At 60.1% G+C, this 12,066-nt stretch carries 9 protein-coding genes; 1 reads left to right on the plus strand and 8 read right to left on the minus strand.

Features of this window, described 5'->3' with window-relative positions:
* Positions 1-25: 25 nt before the first annotated feature.
* A complete protein-coding gene (locus G5S37_RS11675; protein ID WP_165203943.1) occupies positions 26-631 on the minus strand; it encodes a hypothetical protein in 606 nt (201 codons plus the stop codon).
* A 618-nt stretch (positions 632-1,249) separates the two neighbouring features.
* Here G5S37_RS11675 and G5S37_RS11680 point away from each other — a divergent pair.
* On the plus strand, positions 1,250-2,617 hold the full coding sequence (locus G5S37_RS11680; RefSeq protein ID WP_206026408.1) for a hypothetical protein: 1,368 nt from the start codon (positions 1,250-1,252) through the stop codon (positions 2,615-2,617).
* 102 nt (positions 2,618-2,719) lie between these two features.
* On the opposite strand, the gene G5S37_RS11685 is transcribed toward G5S37_RS11680, so the two are convergent.
* From G5S37_RS11685 to G5S37_RS11715, 7 genes are all read right to left on the minus strand, one after another.
* The gene (locus G5S37_RS11685; RefSeq protein WP_165203946.1) at positions 2,720-3,343 is read right to left on the minus strand and encodes a GNAT family N-acetyltransferase; all 624 of its coding nucleotides are present in this window, start codon (positions 3,341-3,343) and stop codon (positions 2,720-2,722) included.
* Between the two features lie 208 nt (positions 3,344-3,551).
* The gene (locus tag G5S37_RS11690; protein WP_165203949.1) at positions 3,552-5,027 is read right to left on the minus strand and encodes an ammonium transporter; all 1,476 of its coding nucleotides are present in this window, start codon (positions 5,025-5,027) and stop codon (positions 3,552-3,554) included.
* 1,270 nt (positions 5,028-6,297) lie between these two features.
* Entirely contained in the window at positions 6,298-7,074 is a 777-nt protein-coding gene (locus G5S37_RS11695) for a hypothetical protein (protein ID WP_165203952.1), read from the minus strand.
* A 719-nt stretch (positions 7,075-7,793) separates the two neighbouring features.
* Complete coding sequence (locus G5S37_RS11700; protein WP_165203955.1) at positions 7,794-8,945, minus strand: prenyltransferase/squalene oxidase repeat-containing protein; 1,152 nt, start codon at positions 8,943-8,945, stop codon at positions 7,794-7,796.
* Between the two features lie 896 nt (positions 8,946-9,841).
* Positions 9,842-10,489: a hypothetical protein gene (locus G5S37_RS11705; RefSeq protein ID WP_165203958.1), complete on the minus strand. Its 648-nt coding sequence runs from the start codon at positions 10,487-10,489 to the stop codon at positions 9,842-9,844.
* Between the two features lie 126 nt (positions 10,490-10,615).
* Positions 10,616-11,146: a DUF2059 domain-containing protein gene (locus G5S37_RS11710; RefSeq protein ID WP_165203961.1), complete on the minus strand. Its 531-nt coding sequence runs from the start codon at positions 11,144-11,146 to the stop codon at positions 10,616-10,618.
* A 181-nt stretch (positions 11,147-11,327) separates the two neighbouring features.
* Positions 11,328-11,909, minus strand: a complete 582-nt coding sequence (locus tag G5S37_RS11715; protein WP_165203964.1) for a hypothetical protein — start codon at positions 11,907-11,909, stop codon at positions 11,328-11,330.
* Positions 11,910-12,066: the final 157 nt, after the last annotated feature.

The following is a 12,066-nucleotide window of genomic DNA, read 5'->3' on the forward strand; positions in this document are numbered from 1 at the left end:
CAACCATAGACCATCAACTCTTGCTCTACGCGAGCAGTCCGGGAATCAGCGAACAGCTCTTCGCATGGCCCAGCGCGCGCTTCATGGTGGGATAGATGCGCGCGCCCACGATGGCCAGGCCGAGTTCTGCCATCACCTCACGGCCCCAGCGGGCCTCCAGGCGAGGCAGCATCTCCGGGTCCATCTCTTCATTCGTCGTCACCGCACGGGCGAACTCATAGATCTCCAGGTGCTCCGGGCTCAACCCCTTGCCGCCATGCAGCGCACCACGCATGATGGCATCTGGCACGCCCGCTTCGCGGCCCATCTTGATCGACAGCTCCGTGCAGGGGCCGCAGTCTTCCGTGCGCAGCGCCGTGATCTTCACGAGCGCCAGCAACTCCACCGGCGCTGCTTTCTTGAACCGGCTCGCATGCATCGCCCCTTCAAAGGCGAAGAACGCCCCCGGCGAGGCCTCCATGAGCGCCTCCAGATAGCTCACGTCATAGTCATAGTGCTGGCCGAAGGCCTGCAACCCCGCCTTTGCCGCTTCGAGGCGCTCCTGTTGTTGTGGTTGCGCTTGCACCTGTATTTGAGTTTCTGCTTCCAGCGTCGCGGTGTTGGTCGTGGTGGCGGTGTCGGTGTTTTTCATGGCGTCTTCTATAGTGTTACTCTCACCAAGGATGACGAGTCAGCCATGGCTGGTGTGACCGGTTTGGCATTTTTCTTTTTAGTTTCTTTTCCCTCGCCTCCGTCTCCTCCGGGAGTGCTCCGTCAATCGCCTCATCGCGCCCTTGCTCTCAAGCAGAAGAACAGAACATCCAGGATAGCCCCGAGGGCCTTCGAATACCCTTCCTCTGCATGGCCGCCCGCTCACCCTGACGTTCTACCCCGTTTGATCCAGAGACCGTGACGCGCAGCGTCCCTGGACTGCGCGCAGCCCTGCTGCCGCTTTCCTCAAGTGCAGCCTGCTGCACGCTTCACCGCGACGAAGTCGCCAAACTATTCAGGGCACGTCGTGCTACGAGCGGATGTCATCAGGGCCAACACACGCAATACCCAGACATTTGGCAGCTTCGCTGCATCGAAAGAAACGCGCAGCAGGCTACGCTTGGGAAAGCGGCAGCAGGGCTGCGCGCAGTCCAAGGACGCTTCGCGTCACAGCTTCCAGGTCATCCGTGAGTATTGCCCTTCTCTATCTCCATGGCGGTCATGCGCTACGGCCACACAACCCCTTGAACAAATTCACAGCCCGCCTTTCATGCGGCACATGCCATTTCCCGTGAACAGCACGCTCCTCCGCCTGACGTTCCTCCTGCAGGCACTCTTCTGCTGCCTCTGCGCTTCCCTTTGCGCAGCCGCACCCGAAGGCGCGGACATGAGCTATCTCAGCAACGTGGAGGTGAAGGTTGGCATCGACCTGAGCCGTGGCGGTGCGATTGTCTATCTGGCGCGAACTGGAGAAGACAACCTCATCAACAACTTCGATCTCGGCCGGCAGGTGCAGCTCTCGTTCTTTTCCGGTCCGGTGCCGTTCGCCGTGGGCGACAACACACCCTCAAAGCATTGGGAACACATCGGCTGGAATCCCATTCAGGCGGGCGATGATTTCAAGCACGCTTCGAAGGTGTTGGAGCATCGCAATGATGGCCAATCCATTTACGTGAAGACGCTCCCGCTGCAGTGGCCGCTCAACAATGTGCCGGGGGATTGCACCTTCGAGTCATGGCTGCAGCTGGAGGGACCTGTGGCGAAGGTGCGCGCCCGCTTGAACAACGCGCGTTCCGACACGACGCAATACCCTGCGCGCTTGCAGGAACTTCCCGCCGTGTATGCCAATGCGCCGTATCATCGCGTGGCGAGCTACACGGGGGAACAGCCCTTCAGCAATGCGCCAGTGAGCGTCATTCCCAAACCAGAGGGCAAGCATCCTTGGTCCTTCTGGCAGGGCACGGAAGGATGGGCGGCCCTGCTCGATGATCGTGACCACGGCCTCGGTCTGCTGACGCCTGGGCGCACCTTCTTCACCGGTGGCTTTGCCGGGAAGCCGGGCCCCAACGACACGCATGCGACCAGCACCGGCTATCTCGCGGGCCAGGGACAGGAGATACTCGATCACAACATCGTCTATGAATTCCACTACGAGCTAGTGGCAGGTACCTTGGCGGAGATTCGCTCGCGTGCTGTGTCCAACCAAGCTTCCTCCACTCCTGCACTCCCTGCCTGGACCTTTGAAAAGGATCGCCAGGGCTGGCTTTATATGAATGCGCAAGATTCCGGCTGGCCCATCACCGGCGCACTCAAGGTCTCACTCGATCAAAGTGACCCACAGTTGCTCAGTCCCTTTTCCTTCTGGCGTGCTGAGGAAGCGCCGGTGGTGGTGATTGAATGTGCCTTCAAGACTGCACACAAGAAGGCCGTCATCTACTGGCAGCGCCACGGTGAGCGTGCGCCGGGAGCAAAGGACTTCATCGAGTTTCCCATTCAGGGAGATGGAGAGTTTCATCTCTATGAAGTCGACCTCTCAAGCGCCCCCACCTACAAGGGCGGCATCATCCGCCTTCGCTTCGATCCCGTGCCAAGTGGCGGGGCAGGGGATACAGTCATCGTCAAATCGGTGAAGTTGATGAAGCGCTGAGCGGGACAATGAGCGAGCAAGCTTCAGTCTCAGTCTCCGAAGTTCCTCTGCGTCTCTGTGTCTCTGCGTTGAATCCAGTGCAGCCCGCTACACCCAGCACCCTCACGGCAGCTCCGACTCCGGCCTGTCCCTCGATACACGCGTGAGATACTCCTCGATCTCCAACGCGAACTCCATCTCACGCACCTCGTTCCTCGGCTTTACCATTACGCGGATGGTTGTCGTGCGACCATCCGGCTCGGTCGCATGGCGGACACGCACTTCATGGAAACCCTGCCTCGTCCAGAAACGCTCCGCCCGTTCGTTCCCTTGCACCACGCCCAGTCGGATCCAGCGCGCCCCGGACTCGCGCATCCACTCTTCCAGCGCTTCATAAATCTCACGGGCCACACCTTTTCCCTGAAGGCGAGTGGCAATCATGAACAGCGCGACGTACCACACGTCGGTCGCGCAAAAGTCTGACACCACCGCGACCACGCCGATCATCTCGTGGTGTTCATCAAACAGTCCCGCAAACCACCGCCTCGCATACGGCAGGTGTGCCGGAGGATAATCATCAAACTCGCCCTGCGCCTCGTGGCCTTGGGGGAGCCGGCCATTCATCGCGAGGAAGTACTCCGGACTTGCGTCGAACACCTCCTGCAGTCGCGGCACTTCCTCAGCGACCAGTTCCCGGCCGTAGTATCCCGCTCCTGCGGTGGCAAAGATTAAAGGCTCCTGCTGCATGACTACGCTGCGCTCTGACGAAAGTAGCTTCGACTTCAGTCGAATCAGGAACGTGTGGCCGGATCACGCGACGTTTTCAATTCCACTTCGGCTGAAGCCGAAACTACTTTGGAATGCGCAGCTCGTCGCCCACCAAAAACAAAACGCCGGCGGGGAGACCCCACCGGCGTTCGCATTACGGAACCGACCGCAATAACCCAAATCTAACTTAGTGCATTTCGTAGCCGGCTTCGCCGTGCTCCGGAAGGTCCAGGCCGGACTCTTCCACTTCAGGAGTGGCACGCAGACCGACGATGGCTTTCACGATGAAGGCGATGATGGCAGTGGCAACCACAGCCCACACGATGGTCAGACCCACCGCCTTGAGCTGGTTCACGAGGAGGCCGTCCTTGAGGCCAGCGACCACGCTGTTGGCCTTCTCATCAGCGAACACACCGGTCAGGATGGCGCCCAAGGTGCCGCCCACGCCGTGCACACCGAAGGTGTCGAGCGAGTCGTCATAACCAAGCGCCTTCTTGAGGAAGATGCACGCCACGAAGGGAACCACACCGGCGAGCACGCCCATGATGACCGAGGAGCTCAGGGTCACGAAGCCAGCCGCAGGAGTGATGACCACGAGGCCAGCCACGATGCCGGAGCAGAAGCCGAGCACGGAGGGCTTGCCGCGGAGAATCCACTCAAGCACACCCCAGGTGAAGCCAGCGGTAGCCGCTGCGAAGGTCGTCGTGCCGAAGGCGTTGGAGGCGATGGCGTCAGCACCAAGCGCGGAGCCCGCGTTGAAGCCGTACCAGCCGACCCAGAGCATGCCCGTGCCGATGGCGCAGAGCACCATGCTGTGCGGAGGCATCGGCTCCTTGCCGTAGCCCTTGCGGGGTCCGAGGATGAGGCAGAGCACCAGGGCGCTCCAGCCGGAGGTCATGTGCACCACAGTACCACCAGCGAAGTCGATGGCCTTGATGGCGGCATTCGGATTCAGCGGACCGCACATGAAGCCGGTCGTGCTCCACACCATGTGGGCGAAGGGGAAGTACACCGCGAACATCCAGATGGCCACGAACAGCAGCACGGAGATGAACTTCATGCGCTCGGCGATGGCGCCGATGATAAGGGCAGGCGTGATGATCGCGAAGGTGAGCTGGAAAATGCACCACATCACGTCCGAGATCCAGTAGTAGCCGGCACCCACGTTGCCGGGTTCCACGCCTTTCAGCATGGCATAAGTGCCATCACCGATGAAGGCGCCGGTACCGCCGAAGGAGAGGCTGTAGCCAATCGCCCACCAGAGGATGGACACCAGGCCCGCGATACCCATGCACTGGGCGATGACGGAAAGCACGTTCTTCTGGCGCACCAGACCGCCGTAGAACAGGAACAGGCCAGGGAGTGTCATGAAGAGCACCAACGCCGAGCTCGTCATCTGCCACGCATTGTGGCCGGGGCCAGGACCAGCGACCTTGGAGCCCTCCTTGGTGACACGAGCGGTGTTGTTCATGTACGCTTCGATGTCGCCGAGGCGGTCCTCAATGGAGGGACCCGCCGGAGCGGCGGCTTCTGCAGCAGCAGGAGCGGGTGCCGGGGCAGGCGCCGGCGCGTCTTGCGCCGAGAGCCAGCTGCCACCCGTGAGGATCGCAGCAGCAGCGAGCGCCACGAGCTGGGTTTTTCCAAGGATGTGAGTTCGAATCATAGGTTGGTGTGATGTATTGTCTTCGTGATGCCTGTGCCGGAGACCCGCGTTTCGCGATGACGCCGAACTAGAACGGGAAGGCAGAAAGCAGGGGGCGTGCCAACTGCCGCCTTAGGGCTTAAAAAAGTTCATGCTGAGAGCAGCTTTAACCTTTTTGGCCCCCGTTGTCCCTTGGGATTGGCTTGCGAAAACGACATGCACTCATCTGAATTTGAGAGGTTTATGCCGTGCCAAGTTTCAGGCGTATCACCCCTCCGAAAAAACGCGGAATCCCACCCAATTCGCTATTTCCATCTACCTAAAAAGTCCTCTTCCTTACCCTTGGCATCCCCCACATCACACCCTACCCCACCAGCAGATGGAGGGGGTGGGGGGAAGCCCCGAGGGCCTTCGTCCACCTCAGCACCTCACGGTCCACCTCGGGTGGCTGACGTTCTACCTGCCTGAAGCGATGAACTTCGGCGAGCACGTGCCCCTCGTGCCGAGCTATAACGCCCCGTCGAAGCGTTCCGCAGACTACGCCCTGCAAGGTAAACGCCCTTCCTCCAAAGATGCGGTAGGGATGCGCTCCTGCGCGTCCGTAGATAGTGGGCGGAGGCGGAGGGGATGCCACGCGGCGAGGCCGTTTCATGCCGCAGTTCCTCACCACCTCCGCCCGCCTACAGTCGGACGCGCAGGAGCTTGACTCTTACCCACATTTCGTGACCTCGCACGGCGGAGGGACGCTCTCCCAAGGAGCGGCGTGCTTTAGCCGCCGTGGGAGCGTGAAAGGCATGGTCTTCGCCGCACCCGCACCATCATGTGATAAGAATGTTTGGGCTGCTGAAAGGGGCGTTCGCGGGCACTCGGCGCAGCAGACGCGGCCACCTTTCAACGGCGGCTAAAGCACGCCGCTCCTTGGGGTGGCATCCTCGTCTATCGTGGCAAGGCGATGGGAGCCCCACCCTCGAAGACCTTGGATGCTCTCACAACCATGCATCAATGTGGGTAAGAGTTAGGCAGGAGCGCATCCCTATCGTCCCGTGGATGGGGTGGGACGTTAAGATGCGGAGCCAATGGTGCCTCAGGGGCTCCAGTGTGATTCGATCCGACGATGCACGTGCAGGCCATCGCTTATGGGCACTCTTGTCCCCCTTTGGCGGCGATCCGAGCGGCGCAAGATCAACGAGGCAACGCCATATCGGAGCGACTGGGCGCTGAAGCTCGCACCCACCTTCAGCATCCAGAATTTGAGATCTCAAATCTCAAATCTCAAATGCTATGAGGCCCGCTACCTCGACACAAACACCTGCCCACTGGAAACCTGCACCTGCTGCATGCGTGGCACTTGACGCTTGATCAGCTCCGCCCAGGCAATGAGTTCCTGCCGCGAAGCCCCGGCACGACAGCCGACGGACAGACTCTCCAGGGAGGGATGCTTCCAATCAAAAGCCATCACTTCCTCCAGTGTCATGTTCGTCTCCCCAACATGCAGACGCCGCAGGTGGGGAAGGGCATACACCTTCGTGAAGGCCGCGGCGCCGGGAGCTTTCTTCACGCTCAGCACCTCCAGCGTGCCAGAGCATGCGATCTCATCCGGCAGTTGTCCCGGCAGTGCGTCGAGAAAGATACCCTTCAGCCGGGGTAGGCGCGCCAGTTTCGCGAAGGCGGTATCATCCACCTCCGCGCCCTCCATCTCCAGGTACTCCAAATCGTGGAACCGCATGGATACTCCGTAGAGCTTCAGCGCATCCAGCGTGTCCTGGGGCTTGATGCGGATGCTCTGCAGCGTGCGCGGCACCCAGTGCAGGGCCAGCACCAGCCGGTTCGTATCCACCGGTCGCTGCAGGATCTCCATGGCCAGCGGTCGCCAACTGGGGAGTTCCAGGTGCACACGGCTCGCCGCCGCACGGAGGTGTTCATTCGGGGACTCCCAAGTCACACTGATCCGCTGCCGCGCTTCACCTCGCAGCACAGAGACCGCCCACGCCTTGATGCCCAGAGGCACCACTGCCACCAGTACCAGGCACGCGATCAAGGCAACTATCAGCTTCCGTTTTCGCTTCATGCGTTCTGCTCAGGTGCTTGAGCGTTGCATGATTCAGCCTGATTTCCGCACATGTGTCCAGAGTGATTTTTGGGCAGCGGACTTCAAACGTTCGATTTGATTTTCAGCGGGCACAGGCGCATGGCCTTCCTCTTCGTGATTGTATGAAAAGGGCAATGGTGCTCTGCGTATCAGCTCAGCGTACCAAGTCGCTTTGCGTCGTGGAGTGCGGTGTCGCGAACTCAAGGGGGGTCCGAAGGGCGCATGGGCGTCATGTTAGGAAAGCGTGATACTCGCGACTGATTTGGACGCTGTGACGCGAAGCGTCCCTGGACTGCGAGCAGCCCTGCTGCCGCTTTCCAGAGTCCACAGCCTGCTGTGGCGATGGTGGCACTCGCTGGTGAGGTAATGCGTCCAGAGAAGCTTGGCGACTACGTCGCAGTGAAGCGTGCAGCAGGCTGCACTTGAGGAAAGCGGCAGCAGGGCTGCGCGCAGTCCAAGGTGGCTTCGCCACACAAGTCGCCCTATGGGGCGGGGTGGTGACGTCATGAGAATGCGATGTCGGACCCCTCACGGGGTGGCTTCATCAAATGCCACACCATATCCTGGCGCACATGCGCAGGGCGGGACCACCGCACTCCACGACGCAAAGCTCTTTCCCATTGAGAGAGATGACCGCGAACCAAAGTCTCTGCTCGGTACTTCCTCACTTATTCATCCCTCAACCCTCACCACAGAAACTACTTCTGATAAATCGGCAGGAAGTGGTGATGCACCGAAAGGCTCAGCAGCGATAGCGCCGTGGCGTATACCGGGCCTGCGCTGCGTTCATTGCCATTGCGGGGTTGCCAGCAGCCATTGGGCTGCTGCAGTTCCAGCAGCATCTGCTCCGTCTTCTGCCGGGCCACGGCCGCCTGCTCACCACCGCGCTGGTACATGCCCTGCGCGTAGTAATACGTGCCGTAGAAAAACCATGCCTCACTTGGTGAAGGGGGATTCTTCATCAGGAAATTCGCTCCGCCGAGGACCTCCGGCGCCTCATACTCCCCGCACACCTGGAGGGAGAGGATGCCCGCCGCCGTGGTGGAGAAGGTCTGCCGACCGCCATACGGTTCATAGCTGAAGGCCGCCTCCATGTTCTTCGGCGAGCCATCCGGATTGCGGTCGCTGCGGTAGCTGCGCTTGATGTATTCCACCGCCTTGTCGATGGACCCTCTCGGGACATCCAGCCCGGCATTCTTCGCCGCGCGCAGCGCCATGACCTGCCACACACTCACGGAAATGTCCGAGTCGCTGCTGCCCGGTTCATAGCGCCAGCCGCCGCGATTGGCCTCGCTCTTCACCACCTGCTGCGAGTTCATGATCACCTCCACCGCGCGCTGCAGGCGGTTGCGGATCTTCTTGTCCATCTCATCATCCAGCGTCTGGCCCACCATCTCCGCATACATCAGGGACATGATGCCGTGCCCGTACATGCGGGAGCGGTCCGACTGGCCGAGGTAGCCCGTGTCCGTGGGCACCACATTGTCCACCATGAAACGCAGGGCGCGGTTCAGCGAGCGACCTTCCGGAGTGGGGTCATTGGGCATGTGGCCCACACTGCTCAAGGCCATGATCGCCAGCGAGGTGATGGCCCCGCTGTGCTGCGGCACCGCGTCCGCGCGATTCTCATCCAGGTAGCAACCCTGCGCGCGCTGCTGCTGGAGCAGCCAGGCCACGCCACGGTCCACACTCTGCTTCACTGCCGGCGAGATGGGCGGCGCATTGTCGTCACTCTGCGCGTGCAGGGGCGGGGTCAGCGGTGAAATCACGCCCAGCCCGAGTCCCAAAAACGAGACGAAGAATCGCGCCGCGAATCGCTGACGCTGGAAGGAGTGGGGGAAGAGACTCATTGAAAAGGGTTGTCCGCGAGGGGACTCACGCGTCGCACCAGGGTGTGGGGCACCAGTATAGATCGTAACATCCGCCCATCATCCTTCCGCGGCCAGTGAAAAAAGAGAGGAGGGGAGGGGGTGGCAGTGGCATCACGACCCGGTTTCGGGTCCGGAGACAAACCAAATCGGAAAGTGGGCCGGAGCGGACAGGTGCGAGGAGTTTTTTTCGGAAAGCCCCGAGGGCCTTCGTCCACCTCCTGTGCCTGACGTTCTTCGTCACGAAGTGGAGAACGAAAGCCTAGGACAAAACACAGACCTCAGGCCCATGCTCACAGAGTGGCTGACTGACACGTCTCGTGACTTCACTGGCTCGCTGAACGACGAATCTTCCTGAGAGACCACCACCTTGCGCGCAGCGCCTTGGGGTGCGTGTGCGAAGCACCGCTTTTGGGAGAAAGCGCCCCAACGCGATGGAGCCTAGAGCATTTTCATTAAGACTGTAGCCATAAAAGGGCGCATTCGTCCCGGAGGGACGCTGGATGGTAGCCGGTGGTGTAGGCCTGTAATCAGGCCGGGAACCACCGGATCATGGACGCCAAAGATGCTCCGTCCCGGATGGGACGGCGGAAGAGGTGGTCATGGTCTTTTCCTCATGCCAGGAGACTATGGCGCTCTTCCGGCATCCCATCCGGGACGCAAGAGCATTTGGTGCGTAGATCCGGTGGTTGCGGTCGCTGAGGCTCCCTACACCACCGGCTACCATCCAGCGTCCCTCCGGGACGAGCTGCCATAGCTCAATTTGAACTGGCCATAATTTTATTTAAAATGCTCTAATGCTACTATGCCGACGGGTGGGCTTTTGGACTGGGAACCTCCGCTTTGGAAGCGAGAGCCCCCTTCGTCTCCTCACCGAACTAGCGTGTTTGCTTCACTTCCTGAAGTTCCATCTCTAGTTTGCGAATCTGCGCCTCGTCGGCTTTTACCAGGGTTGGAATCAGTATCGATCCGTCCTGAAATGCGAAGATGGACATGCGAACCGTGGGGCCACTGGAGCCAGCGCCCCAGAAAATCAGTTCGAAAAACATGCGCCCTGACGGATGAGGTGTCCAGGACCGGGCGCCAGCGGTGAAACCGAGGTCGATTTCCTTCCCGATGATCTGGTCAAACTTCCACTGATACTTGTCCAGTTTGAAGCGCCGTTCGACTGGTTCGAATGTAGTGACGGAGTCGCGCTCCGGTATCTGGAATGTTCTAACTACCGGGAACACATCAAATGAATATGGCATCTCCGCATCATGCTTGGGATTCGCTTTGAGCCATGCATGGGCCGAGTCGATGATGTGGGTGATGTTTACCGAAGCGCCTTCTTGTTTTCCTTCGCCAATCACCTTCGGCGCATCATCGAGTTTCTTTCGTGGCATGGTGACGATCACTGCGGACTTGTCGGTTAAACTGACCGTGATGTCACGAATCAGGACCTCCTGGCCGAAAGTGAAGGCAGGCGTGAGAACCCCCGACAGCAACAGGATGAAACCGGACAAGACGAGCCGCAGGGAGTGCATGTGAGTAGGTGCCACGATTTTTCCAGCCTATCGAATTTCCCAGGGCCAAGCCAGCCCCAATAGCAATTCGGGGTGGCGCTGCATAGCAGGCCACCCCAAAAAGAGAGAGGATTAGTGAAGAGACGGTTAGTTCGTCTTGGGAGCAGGAGCAGGGGTGGCAGCGCCGGCGCCCGCCTTGGCCTTCTGCTTTTCGATGAAGGTGTTGAGCTTGCTCATGAGCAGCTGCTGCTTGGCCTTGGCTTCTTCCATGCCCAGTTGAGCGCCCTTCTGCATGATCGTTGGAAGCGCCTGGAGCGACTTCTTGCCCACGGGTGTGGTGTAGAATTCACGCAGGCCATCCAGCTCCTGCACGGTGAAGGTCTCGGCGTAGAGATTGATGATGTTGTTGCGCAGCTTGTCCTGATCCAGGTCCTTCTCGAACCAGTCCTTGTAGATGCCGGTGAGCTCGGTCTTGCCTGCTGCATCGAGCTGGAGCTGGCCGGCGAGCTGGTCGATCATGGGCATCATCGAGCTGAAACCTGCGCTCATCTGCTCCTTCAGGCCCATGGTGTCTGCGAGCTTCTGGGCGGCGGCGAGGTTCTCGGCAGCAGGCTCTGCGTGCAGCACCACGGCAGGCAGGAAGAGAGCGGCGAGAAGGGTGACTTTGAGTATTTTCATGACGGTGGGATGGCTAAGCTTGCTGACGGATGATTTGGCTGAGGAGCAGGAAAGGCTGCCGGAGATGGAGTATCGCACGCGAGCCGGTCCGCTGCCGTGTCTATGACGGATTGCCTCTCAATACTGCAAGGGAAAACTTCGCCACGTCATCATTTCCATGGGCGTTCCGCCGGCCTTGCTCTCACGGCCTCTTCCAGTGGGATACCCCCCAGCTCTCTGCCAGTTCCTCCCGGCAGGCATGCGCGATGGCCAGGGAATGCCGCCGGAGTTCCTCCAAAGGTGCCCCGGCCATCAGGGCTTTGCGAAACTGCACCATCGCTGCCTCCACGGGGCCCTTCTCCACCAGCGCCAGCTCGCCCCAGTACAGTTGTTCAAAGCGCTCGCTCTTCTTCGCGCGGTCCGGGGAGTCCGATACGGTGGAAAGGTAGGCAGCGACCTGCGTCGCTTCTTCGAAGAGCTTCAACTGCCGTTCCAGAAAGGGCTGGGATGCTGCAATCTTTTGCACCGCGATGGCCTGCTCACGTTCCCCCGCCTGCTTCGCCTGCTCGCGGCGCAAGCCATCGAAGTGGGTGTACGCTCCCCAGATGAATGTCCCAATGGCTCCAAGGATAGCCACATACCGGAACAGCACTCCCTGCCGCTCAAATCTCAGCTTTTCCCTCTCCAGCTCCAGGCGCTGCCATTCGAGACTCTGCGTGACGACGTTGTCATCCTTGCGTATCTGGCCCGTGCCATCGCCCACCTTTTCAGTTTGCGCAGTCATAGTGATGAAGTTTCACCGTAGGCTGCCATGAATCTCGATGGTCCGCCACCAAACGCAGGTTCAAAACCAGAGCTTCGGCGGCAAGGGGAAACACAGGTGCAAAGCGTTCGTTTTCGGGTGGTATTTCCAACTCCTCGCGAAACCGAAACGGTTGCGC

The sequence above is a fragment of the Roseimicrobium sp. ORNL1 genome, assembly GCF_011044495.1.
Classification (GTDB): domain Bacteria; phylum Verrucomicrobiota; class Verrucomicrobiia; order Verrucomicrobiales; family Verrucomicrobiaceae; genus Roseimicrobium.

What these genes read in the sequence shown, in the direction of transcription:
- G5S37_RS11675 (WP_165203943.1), bottom strand. Translation starts at nt 631, where the DNA reads ATGAAAAACACCGACACCGCCACCACGACCAACACCGCGACGCTGGAA.
- G5S37_RS11680 (WP_206026408.1), top strand. Translation starts at nt 1,250, where the DNA reads ATGCCATTTCCCGTGAACAGCACGCTCCTCCGCCTGACGTTCCTCCTG.
- G5S37_RS11685 (WP_165203946.1), bottom strand. Translation starts at nt 3,343, where the DNA reads ATGCAGCAGGAGCCTTTAATCTTTGCCACCGCAGGAGCGGGATACTAC.
- G5S37_RS11690 (WP_165203949.1), bottom strand. Translation starts at nt 5,027, where the DNA reads ATGATTCGAACTCACATCCTTGGAAAAACCCAGCTCGTGGCGCTCGCT.
- G5S37_RS11695 (WP_165203952.1), bottom strand. Translation starts at nt 7,074, where the DNA reads ATGAAGCGAAAACGGAAGCTGATAGTTGCCTTGATCGCGTGCCTGGTA.
- G5S37_RS11700 (WP_165203955.1), bottom strand. Translation starts at nt 8,945, where the DNA reads ATGAGTCTCTTCCCCCACTCCTTCCAGCGTCAGCGATTCGCGGCGCGA.
- G5S37_RS11705 (WP_165203958.1), bottom strand. Translation starts at nt 10,489, where the DNA reads ATGCACTCCCTGCGGCTCGTCTTGTCCGGTTTCATCCTGTTGCTGTCG.
- G5S37_RS11710 (WP_165203961.1), bottom strand. Translation starts at nt 11,146, where the DNA reads ATGAAAATACTCAAAGTCACCCTTCTCGCCGCTCTCTTCCTGCCTGCC.
- G5S37_RS11715 (WP_165203964.1), bottom strand. Translation starts at nt 11,909, where the DNA reads ATGACTGCGCAAACTGAAAAGGTGGGCGATGGCACGGGCCAGATACGC.